Genomic DNA, 23,612 nt, shown 5'->3' with positions numbered 1-23,612 from the left:
CCTGGAACGGGACCGGACACCCCGGACCGGGGGAGCGTCCGTACCAGGCTGCCGCGGACGTTCAACCGCGGGGCGGCGGGGCCGTGCTGGCCCGCACGACCAGCCGGGTCGGGACCAGCGTAGTACCGCGTTCGGCCGTCTCGTTGCGGATCTGCCGTAGGACACCGTCCACACACAGTCGTCCCACCTCGGCGAAGTCCTGGTGCACGGTGGTCAGCGGCGGAACGAACGAGCCGGAGTCGGCGATGTCGTCGAACCCGACGACGCTGACGTCATCGGGCACGCGCCTGCCCCGCTCGTGCAGGGCGCGCAGGACACCGAGCGCCATCTGGTCGTTGGCCGCGAAGACCGCGGTGCAGGAGGGGTCGGCCGCAAGGACGAGCCCCGCGTCGTAGCCCGAGGCCGCCGACCAGTCGCCGCCCACCGGGGCCGGGACCGGGCGCCCCGCCTCCTCCAGGGTCTGCCGCCACGCGTCGGCACGGCGCTGCGCGGCGAACGACTCCGCCGGACCGGCGACATGCTGCACGGTGTGGTGCCCGAGGTCGAGCAGGTGCCGCACGGCCGCCCTGGCGCCCCCGGACTGGTCGGTGTCCACGACGCTGTAGCGGTCGCCCGCGTCGGAGTCGGCCACCACGACGTGCGTGTGCGGCGGCAAGGACACGGCCGCGTCCAGGAGGTGAACCTCCATGATCACGATGATGCCGTCCACGACCTGCTCGCCGAGCACGGTGAAGGCCCCCCGGACCCCCGTGCTGGTGGGCGTCGCCACGGGCAGCAGGGTGATGGCGTAGCCCTGGTCGGCCGCGGAGGCGGAAATGGCCTCCAGCGTGCGGACGTTGCCCGTCGTGGCCAGCGTGAACAGGATGACGCCCAGGGTGCGGAACTCCCCGCTCTTGAGGGCGCGCGCGGCGCTGTTGGGCCGGTAGTCCAGCTTCTTCATGGCGGCGAGGACACGTGCGCGGGTTTCCTCGGTGACCACCGAATGCCCGTTGGACACCCGGGAGACCGTCTGCGAGGAGACGCCGGCCAGGCGTGCGACGTCGGCCATGGAGGCGCCCCTGCGGCGAGGCCGTTCCGCGGCGTCCGTGGACCGGTCCGCGGCCTCTTCCCGTCCGTGCACTTCGTTCTGCCTCCGTCGTGTTTCCCGTGAGCCTTTCGCCGTGCGGGAGGACGCCGTCCCGACCGATGGACCGGCGTCCACGGCGCTCCCCTCGAGGTGTTCCGCGCGGGATCTGTCCTGTTCCCGCGCCGCCTGCGGCTCGTGCGGCATGACGGGGCGAAGGTCCGGGCCACCGATATTCCTACCACTTCCCCAGGCCTGTCGCCGACACGGCCGTGCCGGCCGCCGTCCGGGTGCCGCCGGTCCGCCGGCCACGCCCCCAAGTCCGGTCGTACCAGGTGGAAGACGGGTCTTGACGGTTGCGGAGCAGGCGTGTAGACATCACGTCACCGATTGTTGTTTACGTAAACATCGGCTTCTGAAACGCAGCGCCTCCACCATGTCCGGTGTCTCCCTCCGGCCGGGGCCATGCACAAAGCCGGACCAGTAGGAGTACCAAGAAATGACGGCTGTTACGCCGCTCACCACCGGTCGCCGCCCACCACCGAGAGGCTCCCGCGCCGGGCGCGGGCGGGTCGGGTGGATCTTCGTCGGACCGTTCATGGCCGTGTTCGCCCTGGTGTTCCTCGCCCCGGTCGTCTACTCGCTGTACCTGAGCTTCTTCCGGGACCAGCTCGTGGGCGGCACGTCTTTCGTCGGCCTGGAGAACTTCCGACGAGCCTTCGAGGACGAGAAGTTCTGGGAGGCCGTGGGCCGGGTCGCGATCTTCCTCGCGGTGCAGGTGCCCGTGATGCTCGGCCTCGCCCTGCTCATAGCCCTGGCACTCGACAGCGGCAGGCTCTACGGGAAGAGCTTCTTCCGCATATCGGTCTTCCTGCCCTACGCCGTCCCCGCCGTCGTCGCCACGCTGATGTGGGGATTCATCTACGGCACCCGGTTCGGGCTGGTCGCGAACATCAACGACTCCCTCGGCGTGTCGCTGCCCGACCCGCTCTCGCCCTCCCTGGTGCTGGCCAGCATCGGCAACATCGTCACCTGGGAGTTCGTCGGCTACAACATGCTGATCTTCTACTCGGCGCTGCGCGTGGTCCCCAAGTCCCTCTACGAGGCGGCCGAGATCGACGGAGCCGGGCAGTGGCGGATCATCGCCGCGGTCAAGATCCCAGCGATCCGCGGGGCGCTCGTGATCGCGACGATCTTCTCGGTGATCGGCAGCTTCCAGCTGTTCAACGAGCCCAGCATCCTGCAGAGCCTGGCGCCCAACGCGATCACGACCTACTTCACGCCGAACCTCTACACCTTCACGCTGTCCTTCTCCGGCCGGCAGCAGAACTACGCGGCCACGGTCTCCCTCGTCATGGGCCTCGTCACGATGATCATCGCGTACGCGGTCCAGCTGCGCGGCATGCGAAAGGAGGCGTGAGCGATGAGCGCACCTTCCTTCACCGCCGAGCAGACGTCCCGGCGAGTCACCCACCGTGCCCCGGCGTCCCGGCGCCCCCCGCGCAGACGTCACACGGCAGACCGCCCTCGCCGCAGTGTGCTGCTCACGGCGCTCATGGGGCTGACCGCCCTCTACGCCCTCATGCCCCTCGCCTGGCTCTTCATCAACGCGACGAAGACGCAGAAGAGTCTCCTCGACTCCTTCGGTCTCTGGTTCAGCGGTGACTTCGCTCTCTGGGACAACATCTCGGAGACACTCACCTACGACGACGGCATCTTCGTCCGCTGGTTCCTCAACACCCTGCTGTACGTGGTCGTCGGGGCCGGCGGGGCCACCTTCCTCGCGGTCCTCGGCGGCTACGGCCTGGCCAAGTTCGACTTCAGGGGCAAGCGAGCCGTCTTCGCCACCGTCATCGGTGCCGTGGCCGTGCCCGCGACCGCGCTGGCGGTCCCCACCTTCCTCATGTTCAGCAAGATGGGCCTCACCGACACACCGTGGGCCGTCATCATCCCGTCCCTGATCTCTCCCTTCGGGCTCTACCTCATGTGGGTGTTCGCGGCCGAGGCCGTCCCCACGGAGCTCCTGGAAGCAGCCAGGGTGGACGGTTCCGGAGAGCTGCGGACGTTCTTCCGGGTCGCGCTCCCGCTGCTGAGCCCGGGCATCGTGACGGTGCTGCTGTTCACCATGGTGCAGACCTGGAACAACTACTTCCTGCCGCTGATCATGATCAAGGACCCGGACCTGTACCCGCTGACGCTGGGACTGAACGCCTGGAACGCGCAGGCCTCCACCGCGGGCGGCCAGCCGGTCTTCCACCTCGTCATCACCGGTTCCCTGCTGACGATCGTGCCACTGGTCATCGCCTTCCTCCTGCTCCAGCGCTACTGGCAGTCCGGCCTGGCAGCGGGCAGCGTCAAGGAGTGACGCGGCTTTCCCGGCCTTCGTCAGCCACCGATTCTCCGCGCCCGCAGGACGGCTCAGCCCGTCCCCGGTCCGCGCGGCGCCCCACCTCCGCACGCGCCTGTGCGGACGCTCGACGGTTCGTGCACCACCCTCACCACAACGGAGTGAAGCGATATGAGAACCATGACCAGACGCGCGATGCGCGGCGTCGGCCTGCTGTGTGCGGCGGCGCTGAGCCTCACGGCGTGCGGGTCCTCCGACGACGGTCCGGACAAGTCCGTATCGGGTGGTGATCTCAGGGCGGCTCTCAAGAAGGGCGGCTCGATCACGGTGTGGGCCTGGGAGCCGACGCTGAAGCAGGTGGTCAGCGACTTCCAGAAGGAGTACCCCAAGGTCAAGGTGAAGCTGGTCAACGCCGGCACCGGCAACGACCAGTACACCGCCCTGCAGAACGCCGTGCAGGCCGGATCCGGGGTACCGGACGTCGCGCAGATCGAGTACTACGCCCTCGGGCAGTTCGCCCTCGGCAAGTCCCTGGAGGACCTGAGCGGATACGGCGCGTCGGACTTCAAGCGCGACTACTCGCCGGGCCCGTGGAACTCCGTCACCGTCGACGACGCCGTGTACGCCCTGCCCATGGACGCGGGTCCGATGGCGCTCTTCTACAACAAGAAGGTGCTGGACAAGCACAAGATCGCCACGCCCACCACCTGGGACGAGTACCTGGAGGCCGCGCGCGCCCTGCAGGCCGCCGACCCCAAGGCCTACATCACCAACGACACCGGTGACGCGGGGTTCACGACCAGCATGATCTGGCAGGCCGGCGGAACCCCGTTCAAGAACCGCGACACCAGTGTGACGGTCGACCTCACCGGCGACAAGGGCGTCACCGCCTTCACCGAGGTGTGGCAGAAGCTCATCGACGAGAAGCTTCTGGCACCCATCAGCTCCTGGAGCGACGAGTGGTACAAGGGGCTGGCCGACGGCACCATAGCCACCCTCGCCACCGGCGCCTGGATGCCCGCCAACTTCGTCTCGGGCGTCGAATCGGCTTCGGGCGACTGGCGCGCGGCCCCGCTCCCGCAGTGGGAGAAGGGCGGTGAGGTCAGCTCCGAGAACGGCGGCAGCTCCCTCGCGGTGATGGAGGCGGGCAAGAACAAGGACCTGGCGTACGCCTTCAACGAGTACGCCAACCACTCGGCGGGCGTCCAGACCCGTATCGAGGCCGGAGCCTTCCCCGCGACCACGGCGGACCTGACCTCCACGACCTTCCTCGACACCCCCTTCCCGTACTTCGGCGGCCAGAAGGCGAACGAGATCTTCGCCCGCTCCGCCAGCCAGGTGCCGGAGAGCTGGTCCTACCTGCCCTACCAGGTCTACGCGAACTCCGTCTTCAACGACTCCGTGGGCAAGGCGTACGTCTCCGACACCACGCTGGCCGACGGGCTGAAGGCGTGGCAGAAGGCCGCCGTCGACTACGGCACCGAACAGGGATTCGACGTCAACAAGTGACGTCGCACCACTGAACCGGCACAGGGGCGGTCGCCCGTCCGACGGGCGCCGTCCCTGTGCCGCGCTCGCACCTCCGTATCCGAAAGGATCTTCATGACCTCCGCCTCCGAGCGCCCTTGGCTGCGCCCGACCTCCGAGGACCGCACCGCGCGATTCGCCTACGGGGCCGACTACAACCCGGAGCAGTGGCCGCGCGAGGTGTGGAAGGAGGACGTCCGGCTGATGCGCGAGGCCGGAGTGACCGTCGTCTCCGTCGCGATCTTCTCCTGGGCCCGCCTCCAACCCGCCGAGGACCGATGGGACTTCGACTGGCTGGACGAGGTGCTCGACCTGCTGCACAGCAGCGGGATCGCGGTGGACCTCGCCACCGCCACCGCCTCGCCGCCCCCCTGGCTCACCACCCTGCACCCGGAGATCCTGCCGGTCACCCGCACCGGTGAGACCCTCTCCCAAGGCGCGCGGCAGCACTGGCGGCCCACCTCCCCGGTCTTCCGCAGGTATGCCCTGAAGCTGGTGGAGGCCATGGCCACCCGCTACGGCGACCACCCCGCCCTGACCGCCTGGCACATCTCCAACGAGCTCGGCTGCCACAACGTCTACGACTACTCCGACGACGCCGCCCGGGCCTTCCGCGACTGGCTGCGCGCCCGCTACGTCACGCTCGACGCGCTCAACACCGCCTGGGCGACCTCCTTCTGGTCGCAGCACTACGGCGAATGGGAGCAGATCCAGCCGCCGCGACTCGCCGCGAGCCACGCCAATCCGGCCCAGCAGCTCGACTTCAAGCGGTTCTCGTCCGACGCGCTGAGGGACTACCTCCGCGCCGAGCGCGAGATCCTGCGGCGCATCACCCCCGAGATCCCCGCCACCACCAACTTCATGGTGATGGGCGAGACCAAGGCCATGAACTACCCCGAGTGGGCGGGCGAGATCGACTTCGTCTCCAACGACCACTACGCGCACCCCGGGCCGCAGCGCCTGGACGAGCTCTCCTTCTCCGCCGGCCTCACCCACTCCATCGCGGAGGGCAGGCCGTGGTTCCTGATGGAGCACTCGACCAGCGCGGTCAACTGGCAGCCCGTCAACCTCGCCAAGAGCCGGGGCGAGCTGGCCCGTGACTCCCTGGTCCACGTCGCCCACGGAGCCGACGCGGTCTGCTTCTTCCAGTGGCGCCAGTCCGCCGCGGGCGCCGAGAAGTACCACTCCGCGATGGTGCCGCACGCCGGCCCGGACAGCGACGTGTTCCGTGCGGTGACCGCACTCGGCCGGACGCTGGAGGCCCTCACCCCGGTCACCGGCTCCGTGCGGCAGCCGGCGCGTGCCGCGCTGGTGTACGACTGGGAATCCTGGTGGGCCGTCGAACGCGACTCGCAGCCGACCTCCCTGCTGCGCTACCGGCAGGAGGCGCTCGACTGGTACTCCGCCTTCCTGGCCCTCGGCGTCCGGGTGGACGTCGTCACCACCGCGACCGACCTCACCGGGTACGACTTCGTCGCGGCCCCCATCCTGCACGTCGTCCCCCAGGCCCTGGCCGCCCGGCTGGACGCCTACGTGCGCGGCGGCGGCCACCTCGCCACCACCTACTACTCGGGTGTCGTCGACGAGAACGACCACGTCTACCTCGGCGGATACCCCGGTGCCCTCCGTGACCTCCTGGGCATCCGCGTCGAGGAGTTCGCACCCTTGCAGGACGGCGTGGACGTACGCCTCGACAACGGCCTCACCGGCACCCTGTGGACCGACCACATCAGCGTGGTCGATTCCGGGGTCACGGTGCTCGCGCGCTACGGGACCGGGGACCACGCGGGGCGCCCCGCCATCACCCGCCGTGCCCTGGAGGACGGCGGCTCCGCCGCCTACGTCTCCACCCGGCTGGGCAGCCACGGGCTGCCCGAGGTGCTGCGGTCCCTGCTGTCCGGCGCCGGCGTGGTCAGCGAACTGCCCGCCGGTGCGCGGGGGCGGGTGGAGCTGACCGTGCGGACCGACGGCTCGGAGTCGTACTGGTTCCTCGTCAACCGTACGGACGAGTCCGTGACGTTCGACGCGGTGGCCGGAGAGGCCCTGACCGGCCCCGCGCCGACCGCCGACGGCGGCCTGGTGCTTCCCCCGCGCGACGTCGCGGTCCTCCGCGTGGCATCCGGGACGACGCCCTTCCACTGACCAGGAACCGGGGAGTCCCCCCACGGAGCCCGCCCCCGCGGGAGGACTCCCCACGCGATCCGCCGCGTGCGCCCTGCGGGACGGAGACGTCCCGCAGGGCGCACCGCGTACGGGTGAAGGTTCTCAGGCCGATGCGGTGAAGCGGTGGGTGCCCGATCCCGCGGTGAACACCGCACACCCTTCGTCCGTCTGCAGGAACCGCGCCGACCCGGCGACGGCACTTCGCCCGTCGCCGCCCGGGACCCACACCTCGGCGGTCGTGTTCGGGGGCAGCACGACCCGGAGCGCGAAGCCCTCCGTGTCCTTCTTCCAGCGCGTGGTGACCGGTCCGTACCGGGAGTCGAACCGGCCCTCGGCCTGCGTCACCCCGCCTCCCGGACGAGGCCGCACCACGACCTTCCGGAAGCCGGGGCTCCCCGGGGCGATGCCCGCGATGTTCGCGTACATCCACTCGCCCACCGAGCCGTACGCGTAGTGGTTGAAGGAGTTCATCCCGGCGTCCTGGAAGCTGCCGTCCGGCCGGATGGAGTCCCAGCGCTCCCACATCGTGGTGGCGCCCCGGTCGATCTGGTAGCCCCAGCTCGGGAAGGTCCGCCGCGTCAGCAGCCGGTACGCGACATCCGTGTGCCCCGTGTCGGTCAGCACGGGCAGCAGCCGCGGGGTGCCGAGGAACCCCGTCGACAGGTGCCAGTCCTTCGCCTCGATGAGCGCGACCAGCCGGTCGGCCGCCGGGCCGCGGTCGCCCTCCGCCAGCAGATCCATGGACAGGGCCAGCACATAGGCCGTCTGGGTGTCGCCCCTGACGCGGCCGCCCGCCGTCACATAGGCCGCCCGGAACGCGTCGCGCACCCGGCCGAACAGCGAACGGTAGGGCGCCGGATCCTTGCCGAGCGCCTCGGCGGTGCGCGCGACGAGATCGGCGCTGTGGGCGAAGTACGCCGTGCCGATGACGTCCTTGGGCGTCTGGTCCTCGATGTTGAGCCAGTCGCCGTAGCCGTCGGCAGGCCGCAGGAGCCCGTTGCTGTGTTCCTCCAGGTACGTCAGCCACTTCAGCATCGAGGACCAGGACTGCTCCAGCACCCGCTCGTCGCCGTACGCCTGGTACAGGGCCCAGGGCACGGTCACCCCGGCGTCGCCCCAGCCCGACGCGCCGCTGCCGACACCCGGGAGGTCCGGGGCGACGTTCGGGAAGGCACCGTCGGCGACCTGGCCGTCACGCAGGTCCTGGAGCCACTTGGTGAGGAAGCGTGCCGACTCCATCGTGTAGGCGGCGGTGGGTGCGAAGACGTTGATGTCACCGGTCCAGCCCAGGCGCTCGTCACGTGCGGGGGTATCGGTCGGGATGGAGAGGAAGTTGCCGCGCTGACCCCAGGTGATGTTGCTGTGGAGCTGGTTGAGCATGGGCACGTCGGTCGTGAAGTCCATGGTGAACGGCGCCGAGGTGTGGATCACCCGGCCCACGACCGCGTCACGGCCGGGCGTACCGGGATAGCCCGTCACCTCGACGTAGCGGAAGCCGTGGAACGTGAACCGGGGCTCGTACGTCTCCTGACCGCCGCCCCTGAGCGTGTACGTGTCCGTCGCGCGAGCGGTGCGCAGATTGGCCGTGTAGAGGGTGCCGTCCGGGTTCAGGACCTCCGCGTGCCGCAGCCGCACCGTCGTACCGGCCGGTCCCGAGACGGTGAGCCGGGGAGTGCCCACCATGTTCTGGCCGAGGTCGAACACGAACACACCCGGCTTCGGTTCGGTCACCTCACGGGCCGTCAGCTCACGCTCGACACGGCACGCTCCGTCCACTTCGGCGACGAGCGCCGCCGTGACGCCGTCCACCGGGTCGGCCGCGAGCCACCCTGAGGCGTCGAAGCCGGCCCGTGTCCAGCCCTCGGTCTCCAGCCGGGCGTCGTACGCCTCGCCCGCCATGAGGTCCGCACCGGTGACGGGGCCGGTCGCGGCGCGCCAGTCCGCCCCGGACACCACCCGTTCGGTCGAGCCGTCGGCGAAAGTGATCTCCAGCTGGGCCAGGACAGCGGGCTGATCGCCGTACCGGTGCGGGCCGAACCAGGCGATGTTCCCGGCGTACCAGCCCGTCGCGAGCGTGACCCCGAGTGCGTTGCCGCCCGGTGCGAGCAGCCCGGTCACATCGTAGGTCTGGTACTGGACGCGCTTGTGGTAGTCGGTCCAGCCGGGGGCGAGCCGGTCCTCACCCACACGCTCGCCGTTGAGGAACACCTCGTACAGGCCGAGCGCCGTCGAGTACAGCCTGGCCCGCGCCACCCGCTTGCGGCCCAGCCGGAACTCCCGGCGCAGCTGGGTGGCGGGGGAGTGGGCCACCCGTACCTCGCCCCAGGGACCGGAACCCCACGGGGCGAGGACCTTCGCGGCGGACCAGGCGCTGTCGTCGTAGGCGCCGGAGTGCCAGTCCCCCGCCGGCTCGCGGTCGGTGGACCGCCAGCCGTCGCCGGTGACGAGGGTGACCGCCCCGTCCGCCGTCGTCAGCTCCAGTACGCCGAGCAGCCCGGCCGGTCCGACGAGCGCGTTGGTGGCCACCACGGAGATCACCTGGACACCGGGGGAAAGCTGGGCCGTGACGTCCGTGAGGACGGGCCGCTGCCAGTTCTGGGCGGGGCCGTCCGCCTCGGTGTGCGCCACCTCCACACCGTTCACATGGGCGGTGAAGCCGTCGTCCGCCGTCATGACCAGACGGGCACGGGTGACTCCCGCCGGTACGTCCACCCGGCCCCGGAACCACCGGGTGGCCGCGGGCGCGCTCGCGGCCGGATCGCCCTCGGGGAACCAGATCCAGGAGGCGTCGTCCAGCGCGGGCGCACCGGTGAGCGCGGCGGGTGCGCCGATCCACCCGGCCGACCAGTCGGAGCCGGCCAGAAGCCCGGTCTCCCACCAGGAGGGCTCGCTCCAGGCGGACGCCCGGCCGTCGGAGTCCCATACGCGCACCGACCAGTGGTAGCGCGTGCGGGAGGCGGGCTCCGGGCCCGCGTACGGGACGAGCACCGACTGTTCGGACACGACCTTGCCGCTGTCCCAGACGTCGGGTTCCCCGAGACGGTCCGGGGAAGTGGCGACCCGCAGCTGATAGGCGGCCTGGCGACGGTCCGCGAGGTCCGAGGTCATGGGCCAGCTCAGTCTCGGCCGCGGGGTGTCCAGGCCGAGCGGACGGCGCACGTACTCCACGGTCGGCTCGGTGACGCGGGCCCGGCCGGTGGCCGCCGGGGCCGGTCCGGCGGCGTGGGCGGCGGACGCGGACACCGCGGCGAGGGCGGCGGTGGCGGCGGTGGTGCTGAGCAGTCGTCTTCTGCTGATCACAACTCGGCTCCGTAACGACGCATGGATGAATCGTTTCAGTCCTGTGACGCTAGAGTTATGACCAGTCCCTGTCAAGGGTTACCTCGCGATCGTGATCTTTCCCGGCTCGCTGTTGCAAGCTTGCTGTGTGCGGCATTGACGTCACTGCCGGGGCGGGACTATGTTCGCCGACGGTGGTGTGTTGAAACCTTTCATGCGATCGGCCGAATGGGCCTGCCCCGGCACCGATCATTGCGCTGTCCGGCTGACGTGGCTCAAGGCCCGCCCCGGATGTGGACGAAAGGTCAGGTGTTCGCACCTCGCGGACCTGTCCTGGGTTCGCGATCGGCTCCTCCGCACCTAGGGAGAACGCATGGGCCTGCGCGCCCGCTGGGCACCAGCCGCTCTACTGCTGATCGTCCCCCTGATCGGCACCACTCCGGCCACGGCCGACACCGGCGGCACTCTCGTGCCGGTGCAGAAGTCATCCCGGGCCGTGCCCGGTCAGTACATCGTCACCCTCTCGTCCGGGCAGACGCCGAACGCCATGGCCGAGCAGGTCGGGGTCACGCCCCTGTTCACCTACAGCAAGGTCCTGCACGGCTTCGCCGCCTCGCTCACCCCGGCCCAGCTGGACAAGGTGCGCGGCGCCGCAGGCGTCCAGGCCGTCGAGGAGAACAGCGAGGCGTCCGTCGCCCCGCCCGCCGTCGAGGCGGCGCCGAAGACCCGTGCGGTGGCGGAGAGCTGGGGGCTGGACCGGATCGACCAGCGGACGCTCCCGCTGGACGGCGCGTACGACGTGGCCGGGACGGGCCAGGGCGTGAGCGCGTACATCCTGGACACCGGCATCGAGTCCGCGCACAGTGAGTTCGGCGGCCGGGTCGGCGCCGGCTACGACGTCATCGGCGACGGCCGCGACGGCGAGGACTGCAACGGCCACGGCACGCACGTGGCCGGCACGGTGGCCGGCGCGACGTACGGCGTCGCGCGCTCCGCCTCGCTCGTCCCGGTGCGGGTCCTCGACTGCGAGGGCTCGGGCACCTGGGCCGGGGTCATCGCCGGCCTCGACTGGATCGCCCGGAACGCCGAGCAGCCCGCCGTGGTCAACGCCTCCCTCGGCGGCCCCTCCTCGTCGGCCGTCGACGACGCGTTCGACGCGCTCGCGGACCAGGGCACGCTACCGGTCGTCGCCGCGGGCAACGAGAACCAGGACGCCTGCGACGTCTCCCCGGCGGGCGCCGCCGGCGTCGTGGCCGTGGGCGCCAGTGACGACCGGGACCGGCAGGCCACGTTCAGCAACTGGGGCTCCTGCGTGTGGTTGTACGCCCCCGGGGTGGACATCGTCTCGGCCGGACTCGGCGGCGGATCCTCGACGCTCAGCGGTACGTCCATGGCCGGCCCGCACGTGGCCGGGGTCGTCGCCCTCTTCAAGGAGCAGAACCCCGACGCGACGCCGCGGGAGGCCGCCGACTGGCTCGACGCCGAGGCGACCACCGATGTGCTGGCGAACCTGGGTACGGGCTCGCCCGACCTGCTCCTGCACACCGGGGAGCTCTGACCACACCCTGCGCAGAGGGGTCAGGCACTCCCCGCCGCTTCAGGGAGCGGGGTCCGCGTCCGCGGGCCCCGTGCCGTGCCGTGGAACAGGGCTTTCCGCGACCCCTGCGTCGCCGCGAACGGCTTGCGTCGCTCGCGGTCTCCTTTCGTCGCCCTGATTCTCGTCACGCCCCCTTCCGGTCAGGCCGTGGGCGCAGCCCTCCCTGCCGTGCCGCCGCCGCGTCGCGACCGGGATTCCGGGTTACGTCCGAACGGACTTCCGTGAGCCACCCCACCCGCCGGCACGTCGATTCACGTACGCGACGGCCGACCCGAACCGGCGACACCGCGGGCCCGGCTGCGGAACCGACGCCGCCGCCCGGGGCCCTGGGGCGGACACCGGGGGAGCGGGGGAGCGGCGGCTGCGGCACAGTGGTCCTATGGACGATCTCAACGCTCTCGCCGACGAGCACCTGACCGCGGCCCGCGCCAACGCGCACGGACGCAGCGCGCACCTGCTGCTGCGGCAGGAGCCGCTGCGCCAGACGGTGATCGCACTCACCTCGGGATCCGCCCTCGACGAGCACAACGCGCCGCCCGCGGCATCGCTCCAAGTGCTGCGGGGCTCGGTCCGGCTCACCGCCGCCTCCGGGGACGTGGAGCTCATGGCGGGCGTGCTGCACCCGATCGACCAGGGGCGGCACGGGCTGCTGGCCCTGGAGGACGCCGTGGTGCTGCTGACCGCGGTCAACGACTGAGACCACCCGGGACCACCCGCATACACCCGCGGGAACGAGGCATGAGAGAAAGGGGGCGGCCGGGCCGTCCCGCGACGACGCCCGGCCCGCCGACCCTTCCTTCGTCCCCCGGAGTACCAGCGTGCCCAGCAGGACCGACGCCCCTACCGCGGAAAGCACGCCTGCCGCGCCCGGGCAGGCCGCCACGCCGAACTGGCGGGACGCCCTGCGCCGGACGCCGGTCTCGCTCTGGAACGACGACCTCTCCGACTGGGCGGCAGCCCTCACGTACTACGCCATCCTCGCGCTGCTCCCCGCGCTCCTGGTCACCGTGTCCGTCATCGGCCTCGCGAACCCCGCCGCCACCAACACGCTGATCGCCGACATCACGGCCTTCGCGCCCGCCGAGTCCGGAGCCGCGCTGCGCCAGCCGCTGGAAGCGGCCACCCACGAGCGCACCGCCGTCTGGCTGCTCGTGGCCACCGGGAGCGTGAGCGCCGTGTGGTCCGCCTCCAGTTATCTGGCGGTCTTCCGCAGAGCACTGCACGCCATGCACCGGGTGAAGGACACCAGGCCCCCGCTGCGCCAGGCGCACATCATCGTGGCGTCCGCGATCGGACTGCTCGTCCTGCTGATGGCCAGTGCCTTCGCCCTCGTCCTGACCGGCCCGCTGGCGCGCTGGTTCGGGGAACGGACCGGCCTGACGCAGGCCGGGGCGACCGTCTGGGCGGGCCTCAAGTGGCCCGTACTGCTCTTCCTGGTCGCCTGTCTGATCCTCGTCCTCTTCAGCACCGGCCCGCGCACCGCCCGGGGCGTGCGGCGCGGGCTGCCCGGCGGGGTGCTCGCGGCGTTCCTGTGGCTGTTCGCCTCGGCCGGATTCGCGCTGTACGCCACCCACATCGGCAGCTACAGCCGGCTGTACGGCTCGCTGGCAGGTCTGGTCGTCTTCCTGATCTGGATCTGGTTCACCAATCTGGCACTGCTGACGGGCGCCCAGTTCAACGTCGAGCTGACCCGCACGAAGGAGGCCGGCGGCTGAGGGGCCGGACCCTTGTGGGAGCGCTCCCAGTTGGGGAGGATGGGCTGATGACCCAGGCCGCACACGTACGTTCCTACCGTCAGGGTGACCGCGAGGCCCTCGCCGACATCTGTGTCCGCACGGCGGACAACGGCGGCGACTCCCGGCACCTCTATCCCGACCCCGGGCTGATGCCGGCTCTCTTCGCCGAGCCCTACGCCCATCTCGAACCCGAGCTGACGTTCGTCCTGGACGACGGGACGGGGCAGGCGGTCGGCTACGTCCTGGGGACGGCGGACACGCGGCGGTTCGTGGACGCGTTCCGCGAGGTCTGGCTCCCGAAGGTGACGGAACGCTTTCCCGAGCCCGGCGGGCCGCCACGCACGCGCACCGAGGACATGACCGCTCTCCTCCATCACCCCGAGCGCATGATCCTTCCCCAGCTGGACGGGCATCCGGCGCACCTGCACATCGACCTGTTGCCGCCCTGGCAGCGCAAGGGGTACGGAAGGGAGCTGATGGGAACCTTCCTGGACGCGCTCCACACCCGAGGGGTCCCGGCCGTCCATCTGTCCATGCTCACGGCGAACACCCCGGCCAGGGCGTTCTACGACCGCCTCGGGTTCCACGAGATCGCGGTTCCCGATCCGGGGCCGCTGACCTTCCTGGGGCGCTCCACGGACGGGTGTGGCGGCCATGGGGTGGGCGGACAGCGGGATGCGACCTCGAGGCAGGGCCGAGGCGCAGGCCCGACGGGGTGAGCGAGCCGTGAGGGGACAGAGCGCATGGAGGTTCACGGACGACCGGGGGCGGCCTACTTCGGCGGACAGCCGCCCGTCGCGGGTTCTCCCCTACGTACAGGTCGGGGCGACGCTGGGGCCACGGTATACACCCGGAGGGGATCTTCGGCTCCGGCCATGACGGGCCGACGCCCGACCCCGCGAAGACCGGCACGCTCGCACTGGACGCCGTGGACCACCGGGGTGCGGGCGGCGGCCTGGACGTGGAGACCCTCTTACGCGGCCGTCCGGACCTGGTGGTGGCCGTCAGTTACGGACACGGCCAGGTCTACGGGCTCGACCCCGACACCGCCAAGCACCTGGAGGAGCGGGTTCCGGTCGTCGTGATCGACGTGGGCCAGGCGCGCACCCTGGATCGGGTGGCCGAGCGGTTCGCCGAGCTGGCGCGCTCGCTCGGTGGTGCACCGGTCCCGGCCGCGGCGCAGGACCTGGGGGCCGCGCGGGACCGGCTCCGTGCCGCGGCGGGTGCCGCGCCCGGCGGCCCCCGGGTGGTGGCGCTGTCGCCGGCGGGGCGGGAGCAGGCGCATGTCGCACGCCCCGCGATGTGGCCCGAGCTGCGGGTGCCGGGTGTCCCCGGCCGAGGGCCCGGGGGTCAACTGGTCCACCACGGGCTGGACACAGGCGGCGGAGCTCCGGCCGCACATCGTCCTCACGGACATCCGGTCCCACGCGACGCCGCTCGTCGAGACCGACGCCCCCGCCCGGTCGGCGGTGGCGCGGGGGGCCCGGATCGTGCCGTGGGACCCGGAACCCGTGTGCAGCCCGCAGGCCCGTGCGCGTTTCCTCGGGCTCGTGGCGGACGCGGTGGAGGCGGTGGCAGGCGGCTGACGCGGCCTCCGGCCGCGCGGGCGGCGGTCGGCACCCCGCCGCCGGACCGTTCGCCTCAGCTGCTCGTCGCCGCCGAGGGCGGGAGCGCTGCTCCGTACGGACGCGCCGGATCGCGCCCGCCACCACCCTTCGCGAGGCTGGCCCGGACGGAGGGACACGCGATCCCCGTACCCCCAAGGGCAGGAGCAGGAATGCAGCAGGACAAGCACCCGTCGTACCGCCCCGTGGTCTTCCGCGACCGTTCCGCCGGCTACGCCTTTCTGACCCGGTCCACGGCGTCGAGCGAACAGACCATCGACTGGGACGACGGCGCCCGCTACCCCGTCATCGACGTGGAGATCTCCGCCGAGAGCCACCCGTTCTTCACGGGCAAGGCGCGGGTGGTCGACACCGAGGGCCAGGTCGCGAAATTCGAGCGGCGGTACGGGGACGAAGGAGGCAAGGAGGAAGGGGGCAGGGGCACCCCCTGACTCCTCCCGGCCGCCCGGGCCCCTTCCCCCGGCACGCGCGCCCGCGCGGGAGGCGGGGGCGGCGGCGGTGCGTCCGGTGCCCTGGGCCGCGTAAGGGGCGTGCGCGCTGCTCCCCGACGCGGGGGCGCGGCACTCGTCACGGCGGGCAGGGGCGCGTGCACGTCCGGCGCGCCGCACACCCTGACCCCGCACGGACCGCTCGGAGAGCGGGCCCACGCACGCCTCAGCTCCCCGCGTGCAGTGACCCTGGGTGACGACGGGGCCGTGCGCAGGCGTCCGCCGCCGTCACCGTCGCACGGGCTGACGCCCTCCCTCCCGGCAAGGAGGAACCCGCGACGGTCTGACCAGCACACTTGCGCCCGAGCGGTGAGTGTCCTCGCCCCCGCCCCGGTCGTTTGGATCTGCATGACCGTGACCCTTACCGACACCGTCCCACCGTCCACCGTCGATCTGCTGACCGGCGTCCTCCTCGGTGCGGGCCACCGCCGCGAGCACGGCTTCTGGCAGCGGCTCATCAGTACAGAACCGTTCCGCCGCCCTGCCGGCGGAACCCCCGAGGAACGCCTTGACCTCGCCTACGAACGGCTGCGCATCCTCAACCGCTCCCTCGACAGCGGAGCACGCCTCGCCGCCGACCCTCGCGCGCTCGCCGCCCTGCACGAATGGCTCGGACCGGTGGACCCCGCGCTCACCACCGTGGCGGGCATTCACTACAACCTCTTCCTCGGCAGCCTCCTGGACCACGACGCCGTCGGCAGCCGCGATCTGTCGGACCACCTGGCGATGCGCCGCATCGGCACCTTCCTCTGTACGGAGGTGGCGCACGGCAACGACGCGGCGTCCATGGAGACCACCGCGACGTACGACCGCGCACGCGACGGCTTCGTGCTGCACACCCCGAACGCGGGTGCGCAGAAATTCATGCCCAACACCAGCCCGGCGGGCGGGCCGAAGTCCGGACTGGTCGCCGCACGTCTGCTGGCCGACGGTGAGGACCACGGGATCCGTCTCTTCCTCGTGCGGCTCACCGACGACGTACGGGCTCTTCCCGGCGTACGCGTACGGCGCCTTCCCGCCAGGATGGGCAGTCCCGTGGACCACTGCCTGACCTCGTTCGAGCAACTGTTCGTGGGGCGGGACGCGTTGCTGGGAGCGGAGGAGGGAGGCGGCGGGGAGGGGGACTTCCACAGTACGCGGGCCTGCCGCCGGCGCCGCTTCCTGACCTCCATCGGCCGGGTCGTCCCCGGCCGGATCTCCATGAGCGCCTGCGCGGCCGGCTCCGCCCGGGCCACACTCGCGGTCGCCGTCCGCTACGGCGGGCACCGGATGATCTCCGGTGCCAGGGGCACCCGCGCGGTCCCCGTCAACGCCCACCGGACCCATCACGGGCCGCTCGCCTCGGCCATGGCGACGGTGTTCGCCATGAGCCTGCTGCACCGCCGTGCGCTGGACCGGTGGGAGGTCTGCACCGAGGAGGACCGGGCGGAGGCGGAGCGGCTCGTCGCGGTGGCGAAGGCATGGATCACCTGGCGGGCACGCGCCGTCATCGTCCAGTGCCGTGAACGCTGCGGCGCACAGGCCCTGCTGGAGAACAACGGCATGACCGAACTGGTCACCGGCGTGGAAGGGGCCATCACCGCGGAGGGCGACAACGTCGCGCTGTACAGCAGGGCTGCCGCTGATCTGCTCCTCGCGGCCGGCCCCGGCGGTGGGGACACCCCGCTCGACCGCACCCCCGGTCAACTGGCCGATCCACACTTCCTCGGCAGGCTCCTCGCGGCCGTCGAGGACATCTGGTTCAGCCGGGCCAGGGAGCGGGTGCTGTCGGCATCCCACGACGACAGGCTCGCCCGGTGGAACGCGGGTTCCGGGCCCGCGCTGCGCGGAGTCGAGGCCCACGCCTACCGGCAGGCAGCCGAGGCCTTCGCACAGGCCCGGGCCGCGCTGCCCGGAGGGGCGGCCCGGGAGCGGCTGGCGGAGCTGGAGCGGCTGTTCGCCCTCGAATGGGTGGCCCGCAACAGCGGCGACCTGCTGGCCGCCGGTCTCCTGAGCGCCGATCAGGTCGACGAGCTGCCGGGAGCCACCGAGGAACTCATCACGGCCGTCGCCGCGCACGCCCGCGAACTGGCCGACTCCTTCGCGCTGCCCGCCGAGCTGCTCGCCGACTGGCCGATCGCGGGACCCGGCTACGCCGACGCGTACGACGACCCCGAGGGGCCCTGGCACGCCGGGGCGGCGGGCCCGGCATGAGCGCCGCACAGGCAGCTCGCCGGCGGGCCGGCACCGCAGCCCCGGGCCGCCGGGGGGTGCGCGAGACGATGGAGATCCTCGGCCTGCGGGCCGTGCTGCTGGCGTACTGGGGCACGTCCTCCCTGCTCGCCCGCGGCCGTGCGAAACCCCGTGCCGTCTGCGGCGAATCGGTTCGCCGCACGCCCTGACGGCATGACGGGCGGCCGGTGTGCGGGGAGGCGCGAGGGGTGTGCGGCAGCGTACGTGCGCGCACGCCTCCCGGAGCACCGGCGCCCCCCTGCGCACCGGCCACCGCTACGCAGGCGGCCGTGCCGCCGCGTGATAGCTTGCAGACGCCAGTCGCACTCCACGTGGAGTCAGGGAATCCGGTGAGAATCCGGAGCTGACGCGCAGCGGTGAGGGGGACGGGCGGGGCCACGGCCACTGGGACACCCTCGGGTGCTCCGGGAAGGCGTCCCGTCCGGACGAACCCGAGTCCGAAGACCTGCTGGCACCCCGTTCCCGTACCGGGAGCGGTACTCCGTACCGGGCTTCGCGCAAGAGCCCAGAGACGCAGAGGGAACTCGTGCCGTCCATACCCAGTGCCGTACACCGAACCGCCATGCTCACCGCGGGACTTGTCCTGCTGAGCGCCTGCGGCGGCAGCGGAAGCCCCTCCGGCGGGGCCGCGAAGGACGGCGGCGCCGGATACCCGGTGACGCTGGAGAACTGCGGACGCACGGTGACGGTCGAGGCCGCGCCGCGCCGCGCGGTGTCCCTGAACCAGGGATCGACGGAGATCCTGTTCGCCCTGGGCCTCGCCGACCGGCTCGTGGGTACCGCGACCTGGACCGACCCGGTGATGAAGGGCCTGGAGAAGGCCGACGCCGCGGTACCCCGCATCGCGGAGAACCGGCCCTCGTCGGAGAAGGTCCTCGACAAGGAACCCGACTTCGTCAGCGCCTCGTTCGAATCGACGCTCGGCAAGGGCGGGGTCGCGCCCCGCGAGCAGTTCGAGAAGCTCGGTGTGCCGACCTATCTCTCGCCCACCGACTGCACGGCCAAGGACAACACCGGCAGCGGCGACGGCTCCCGCACGAAATCCCTGACCATGGACAGTGTGTACGCCGAAGTCCACGACCTGGCGCAGGTGTTCGGCGTACAGGAGCGGGGCGACGCGCTCGTCGCCGATCTCCGGAAGCGGATCGGTACGGCGACCGCGGACATCGACGCCTCCGACACCACCCTGCTCTACTGGTTCGCGAACGCCGAGGCCCCCTACCTGGCCGGCTGCTGCGGAGCGCCCGGCATCATCACCGAGGAAGTCGGTGCGAAGAACGTCTTCGACGACACCCACGAGGAATGGCCTCAGATCAACTGGGAGACCGTCGCCGACCGCAACCCCGACGTCCTCGTCATCGGTGACCTGACCCGCAGGTCGCAGACCGCCGAGAGCGCCGGGAAGAAGATCGAGTTCCTGGAGACCAACCCCGCCACGAAGAACATGGACGCGGTCCGGCACAAGCGCTACGTCCTCCTCAGCGGCCAGGCGATGAACCCGACCATCCGCACCGTCGAGGGCGTGGAGCGCGTCGCCGCAGGGCTGCGCTCGTTCGGGCTCGCGGGGTGACGGTCACGCGCGGAGCGGCCGTCACCGAACCGGCCGTGGACGCAGGCCCGGTGAGGACGCCCGCGGCCGGTGCGCGCGTCCTGCGTGACGGCCTCCTGTGGAGCGGAGGCGTCGCCCTCCTGCTCCTGTCCGTCGCGGTCGCCGTCACGATCGGGCCCGCCCGCATCTCCGTCCCCGACGTCTGGTCCGCGGTGGCCTCCCACCTCGGCCTGGGCGACACCCGGCTCACCCCGATCCGGGACGGCATCATCTGGAACCTGCGTATGCCCCGCACCCTGCTCGCCGCGGTGTGCGGGGCGGGACTCGCGGTGTGCGGCACCGTGATGCAGTCCCTGCTGCGCAACCCGCTCGCCGACCCGTTCGTCCTCGGAGTGTCCTCCGGGGCGTCCACCGGGGCGGTCGTGGTCGTCGTCCTCGGGGTCGGCGGGGGAGCGGTGTCGATCTCCACCGGGGCCTTCGTCGGTGCGCTGTGCTCGTTCGCCCTCGTGCTGCTGCTCAGCCACACGCTCGGCGGATCGACCGACCGGGTCGTCCTGTCCGGCGTCGCGGCCATGCAGCTGTTCTCCGCGCTCACCTCCTTCGTCGTGATGACCGCCGCCGACGCCGAACAGACCAGGGGCGTGCTGTTCTGGCTGCTGGGCTCCCTGAGCGGGGTCGGCTGGACCGATGTGTGGATGTGCTCCGCGGTGCTCGCCGTGACGCTGCTGATCTGCCTCGGACACGCCCGTACGCTCGACGCGTTCGCGTTCGGCCAGGACGCGGCGGCGGCCCTCGGCATCCATGTCGCCCGCACCCGGATCGTGCTGCTCTGCACGACCGCGCTGCTGACCGCGGCGCTCGTCAGCTCGGCCGGCGCCATCGGTTTCGTCGGCCTCGTCCTGCCGCACGCCGCCCGTGCGCTGACCGGCTCGGGACACCGGCGGCTGCTCCCGGTCACCATGCTGGCCGGGGCGGTGTTCCTGGTCTGGGTCGACACCCTGGCCCGGACCGTTCTCGACCCGCAGGAGGTGCCGGTCGGCGTGTTCACCGCCCTGATCGGGGTGCCCGCCTTCGTCCTGGTCCTGTACCGCACGCGGAGGAGCACATGACGGACACCGGTCTGCGGGCCGAGCGGGTGACCCGGGAGGCGGGCGGGCGGATCGTCCTCGACGGCGTGAGCATCGCGCCGCCGCCCGGTGCCACGGTCGGGCTCCTCGGTCCGAACGGCTCGGGCAAGTCCACCCTGCTGCGGGTGATGGCCGGGGTCCTCACCCCGGGCGCGGGCGTCGTCACCCTCGACGGCCGCACACTCGCGGACACCGGCCGCCGCACGGTCGCCCGGCGCGTGGCCGTGGTCGACCAGCACGCCGTCACCCAGGTCGAACTGAGCGTGCTGGACGTCATACGTCTCGGCCGCATCCCCCACCGGCGGGCCTGGTCCGCACCCGGTCCCGAGGACGAGGCCGCCGTGCGCGAGGCGCTGGAGCGCACCGGACTGGCCGACCGGGCCGGGCAGTCCTGGCACACCCTGTCCGGGGGCGAGCGCCAGCGCGTCCAGATCGCCCGCGCCCTCGCCCAGCGGCCGCGCGAACTCCTGCTGGACGAGCCGACGAACCATCTGGACATCCAGCACCAGCTGGAGCTGCTGTCCCTGGTCGCCGCGCTGCCCGTCACCGCGGTGATCGCGCTGCACGACCTCAACATGGCGGCCATGTTCTGCGACCGGGTCACGGTCATGCGGGAAGGCCGCGCGGTGGCCGCCGGAACGCCCTCGGAGGTGATCACCGAGGAACTCATCGCGGAGGTCTACCGGGTACGGGCCGTGGTGACGCCGGACGGGCCGGACGGACGGCCCTCGGTGCGCTTCCTCCCGGGCGCGGCCGTCCGTGTCCCCGGCGTCGGATGAGTCCCGGGCACGTGGGCGAACGCGAAAGGGCGGGCCCGTAAGCCGTCCGGGTCCGCCCCTCGCTACTGCCGCGAGGCATGTCGCCGCTGGGTGAGGGGGTCAGCGGCGGCGACCCTGGCCGTACTCGCCGCCCATGTCCTTGCCGCTGCCCATGTCCTTGCCGTCCGCGTAGTCGATCTTCTCCTTACGGAGCTCGGCGGAGACTTCCTTCTGCTCGGTGACCCTGTTGGTTTCGAGACGGACCCGTTCCACCGGGACAGCCTCCTTGCGGACGGTGGCGCGCTCGGCGTGCAGGGTGACCTCGACATCCTGTTCACCGATGTTCGTCGTACCGGTCGACTTCTCGTCCGGCCGCAGAGGTTCGCGCACCACGCGCACCTCCTCGTGGGACACGGGCACGGTCCGGGTGACGTGCTCGGTCACGACGTACTTGTGCAGGTGCGCCCTACCGCTCTCGTACTCCTCCGTACCGACGAGGAGCTGCTCCTCGGAGCGGACCATCTCCTCGCGGCCTGCGGCGCCCGCCGCGGACCGCTCCGCCCCTGCCCCGGCGAGCGGACGCGACGTGGAGGACGTCTCCGTGTCGCGGTGCCTGCCCATGCCGGCGCCCTTGGTGGCCGCGGCGCCCGGCGTACCGGCCGTCGTCGCCTTGCCCGTCCCGGAGGTGCGGGCCGTGCCCGCCGCGGCTCCGGCTCCCGCTCCTGCCCCGGCGGCGCCCATGGCTGCCGTCCCGGTCCCGGACGTGGTGCGTGCGTCGCCGCCCGCGCCCGTGGTGCCCGGGGTCTTCCTGGTCAGGCCGTAGTGCCGGTAGAGCTCTTCCTCCTCGGCTACCGACAGGTGCGCGTCGGCGTCCACCCGTGGGGCTTCCTTGACGCGGTCCTTCGTGTGCGAGACGTGCAGGTCGGAGCCCACACGACGGGCTCCGGCAAGGGGTACGAAACTCTCCTTCATGCCGAACATGCCGGTCTTGACCGTGATCCAGTCGGGCTTGCCGGTGTCGTCGTCGACGTACACCCGCCCTACACTGCCGACCTTCTCGCCGTCGCTGTCGTAGACGGTCAGACCGTCGAGTTCTCCGGAATCCGTGAAACCGTCAGCGGCTCCCATGGCCGATTCCTCCTCGCCCGGGCGCGTCCTGTGGGTGTGTCCATCAGGGGAGGCGCGTCCGGCTTCCATCGCGCCTCACCCGGTTGGACGCTGCAACCTCCCGGCCCGGGCGGTGGACGGACCAGGGCGCCCGGGGTGAGCGGTGGCCCAGCACAACGCCCGTATCGGCCCTCGCGACGCATTACGCCATTCGGGTGAGGTCACCCTCATGGGTGTGCCGGGACGCCGACCCGCCACGCACGTATGATCGACGCGCCGTCGCCGGCCGTCGGCCGGCCTGCCAACGGGGGTGCACCATCGGTTCCGCACGCATCCGCCTGCCCGGACAGCGCGGCGAGCTGCTGGCCCGGCAGGAGGACGGCAGAGGCCTCCACCACCTGGTGTGGCGGCTGGGCCCCGGCTGGCGGGTGTGCAGCAGCGCCGTCCTCGGCGGCGGGATCGGGCAGCGCGCCTGGATCCTCAACGCGCAGGTCCAGGGCGGTTACGCCCGGCTCGACCCCGACCGCCACCTCGCCGGGATCGCCGCAGCCGAGGGTCTCTCCGGCCCCGGCGCCGGCCTGATGACGGCCGCGGACGTCACCGAGCGGACCGTCTCCGACGACGGCGGCGTGACCGCCACCGTCACCAGCGGTCTCGGAGTACGCGGATGGGCGGCCGTGCCCTCCCCGGGCACCGACGGACCTCTGCCCCCGGGCACCGTCAACATCGTCGTCACCCTTCCCGTGGCCCTCTCCGACGCGGCCCTGGTCAACGCGGTCGCCACCGCCACCGAGGCGAAGGTCCAGGCACTCGTGGAGGCCGGACTCGACTGCTCCGGCACCCCCACGGACGCGGTCTGCATCGCCGCACCCGACCCGGGAACGGAGACGGGTGAGCCGTTCGCCGGCCCGCGCTCCGTCTGGGGAGCGCGACTCGCCAGGGCCGTGCACCGCGCCGCTCTCGACAGTGCGCTGCGGCAGTCTTGAGGCCCGTCCCGCCACCTGGCGTCGGGGC

The 23,612-nt window shown here is 71.9% G+C and carries 18 protein-coding genes, 1 pseudogene and 1 riboswitch; of the genes and pseudogenes, 16 read left to right on the top strand and 3 right to left on the bottom strand.

Features of this window, described 5'->3' with window-relative positions:
* Positions 1-61: 61 nt before the first annotated feature.
* Complete coding sequence (locus AB0F38_RS07735) at positions 62-1,048, bottom strand: LacI family DNA-binding transcriptional regulator (RefSeq protein ID WP_361888275.1); 987 nt, start codon at positions 1,046-1,048, stop codon at positions 62-64.
* Positions 1,049-1,562: 514 nt separating this feature from the next.
* Here AB0F38_RS07735 and AB0F38_RS07730 point away from each other — a divergent pair.
* The 4 genes from AB0F38_RS07730 to AB0F38_RS07715 all read left to right on the top strand — a co-directional run bounded on the left by AB0F38_RS07730 (position 1,563) and on the right by AB0F38_RS07715 (position 7,079).
* Positions 1,563-2,483, top strand: a complete 921-nt coding sequence (locus AB0F38_RS07730) for a sugar ABC transporter permease (RefSeq protein ID WP_361888272.1) — start codon at positions 1,563-1,565, stop codon at positions 2,481-2,483.
* 3 nt (positions 2,484-2,486) lie between these two features.
* Positions 2,487-3,428, top strand: coding sequence for a carbohydrate ABC transporter permease (locus tag AB0F38_RS07725; protein ID WP_361888269.1), 942 nt, complete (start codon positions 2,487-2,489; stop codon positions 3,426-3,428).
* 153 nt (positions 3,429-3,581) lie between these two features.
* On the top strand, positions 3,582-4,919 hold the full coding sequence (locus AB0F38_RS07720) for an extracellular solute-binding protein (protein WP_361888266.1): 1,338 nt from the start codon (positions 3,582-3,584) through the stop codon (positions 4,917-4,919).
* Between the two features lie 93 nt (positions 4,920-5,012).
* Positions 5,013-7,079: a beta-galactosidase gene (locus AB0F38_RS07715; RefSeq protein ID WP_361888263.1), complete on the top strand. Its 2,067-nt coding sequence runs from the start codon at positions 5,013-5,015 to the stop codon at positions 7,077-7,079.
* Positions 7,080-7,202: 123 nt separating this feature from the next.
* Here AB0F38_RS07715 and AB0F38_RS07710 read toward each other — a convergent pair whose 3' ends face one another.
* Positions 7,203-10,400, bottom strand: a complete 3,198-nt coding sequence (locus AB0F38_RS07710; RefSeq protein ID WP_361888260.1) for an alpha-L-rhamnosidase — start codon at positions 10,398-10,400, stop codon at positions 7,203-7,205.
* A 352-nt stretch (positions 10,401-10,752) separates the two neighbouring features.
* Between AB0F38_RS07710 and AB0F38_RS07705 the strand changes: the two genes are divergently transcribed.
* The 11 genes and pseudogenes from AB0F38_RS07705 to AB0F38_RS07655 all read left to right on the top strand — a co-directional run bounded on the left by AB0F38_RS07705 (position 10,753) and on the right by AB0F38_RS07655 (position 21,512).
* A complete protein-coding gene (locus AB0F38_RS07705; RefSeq protein ID WP_361888257.1) occupies positions 10,753-11,937 on the top strand; it encodes a S8 family peptidase in 1,185 nt (394 codons plus the stop codon).
* 418 nt (positions 11,938-12,355) lie between these two features.
* Complete coding sequence (locus AB0F38_RS07700; RefSeq protein WP_361888255.1) at positions 12,356-12,673, top strand: cupin; 318 nt, start codon at positions 12,356-12,358, stop codon at positions 12,671-12,673.
* 121 nt (positions 12,674-12,794) lie between these two features.
* Positions 12,795-13,691: a YihY/virulence factor BrkB family protein gene (locus AB0F38_RS07695; RefSeq protein WP_361888252.1), complete on the top strand. Its 897-nt coding sequence runs from the start codon at positions 12,795-12,797 to the stop codon at positions 13,689-13,691.
* Between the two features lie 47 nt (positions 13,692-13,738).
* Positions 13,739-14,431 (top strand): GNAT family N-acetyltransferase, encoded by a 693-nt coding sequence (locus AB0F38_RS07690; RefSeq protein ID WP_361888249.1) that lies wholly within the window; start codon positions 13,739-13,741, stop codon positions 14,429-14,431.
* Positions 14,432-14,438: 7 nt separating this feature from the next.
* Positions 14,439-15,298, top strand: a pseudogene (locus AB0F38_RS07685) (ABC transporter substrate-binding protein).
* Between the two features lie 191 nt (positions 15,299-15,489).
* Positions 15,490-15,768 (top strand): type B 50S ribosomal protein L31, encoded by a 279-nt coding sequence (locus AB0F38_RS07680; protein WP_361888246.1) that lies wholly within the window; start codon positions 15,490-15,492, stop codon positions 15,766-15,768.
* A 405-nt stretch (positions 15,769-16,173) separates the two neighbouring features.
* A complete protein-coding gene (locus AB0F38_RS07675; protein WP_361888242.1) occupies positions 16,174-18,018 on the top strand; it encodes an acyl-CoA dehydrogenase in 1,845 nt (614 codons plus the stop codon).
* Positions 18,015-18,206 (top strand): hypothetical protein, encoded by a 192-nt coding sequence (locus AB0F38_RS07670; protein ID WP_361888239.1) that lies wholly within the window; start codon positions 18,015-18,017, stop codon positions 18,204-18,206. The genes AB0F38_RS07675 and AB0F38_RS07670 overlap by 4 nt, the downstream gene beginning before the upstream one ends.
* 131 nt (positions 18,207-18,337) lie before the next feature.
* Positions 18,338-18,525, top strand: a riboswitch (cobalamin riboswitch).
* Between the two features lie 94 nt (positions 18,526-18,619).
* Positions 18,620-19,627, top strand: a complete 1,008-nt coding sequence (locus AB0F38_RS07665) for an ABC transporter substrate-binding protein (RefSeq protein WP_361888237.1) — start codon at positions 18,620-18,622, stop codon at positions 19,625-19,627.
* A gap of 50 nt (positions 19,628-19,677) precedes the next feature.
* Entirely contained in the window at positions 19,678-20,715 is a 1,038-nt protein-coding gene (locus AB0F38_RS07660) for an iron chelate uptake ABC transporter family permease subunit (RefSeq protein ID WP_361888234.1), read from the top strand.
* Entirely contained in the window at positions 20,712-21,512 is an 801-nt protein-coding gene (locus tag AB0F38_RS07655; protein ID WP_361888231.1) for an ABC transporter ATP-binding protein, read from the top strand. Before AB0F38_RS07660 ends, AB0F38_RS07655 begins: the two co-directional genes overlap by 4 nt.
* Before the next feature lie 99 nt (positions 21,513-21,611).
* Here AB0F38_RS07655 and AB0F38_RS07650 read toward each other — a convergent pair whose 3' ends face one another.
* Entirely contained in the window at positions 21,612-22,619 is a 1,008-nt protein-coding gene (locus AB0F38_RS07650; RefSeq protein WP_361888228.1) for a PRC and DUF2382 domain-containing protein, read from the bottom strand.
* Between the two features lie 194 nt (positions 22,620-22,813).
* Between AB0F38_RS07650 and AB0F38_RS07645 the strand changes: the two genes are divergently transcribed.
* Positions 22,814-23,584 (top strand): adenosylcobinamide amidohydrolase, encoded by a 771-nt coding sequence (locus AB0F38_RS07645; RefSeq protein WP_361888224.1) that lies wholly within the window; start codon positions 22,814-22,816, stop codon positions 23,582-23,584.
* Positions 23,585-23,612: the final 28 nt, after the last annotated feature.

Source organism: Streptomyces sp. NPDC025273 (genome assembly GCF_040638585.1).
GTDB lineage: Bacteria > Actinomycetota > Actinomycetes > Streptomycetales > Streptomycetaceae > Streptomyces > Streptomyces cinereorectus.
Note: the sequence above shows the minus strand (reverse complement) of the source record. Positions and strands in the feature narration are given on the sequence as shown.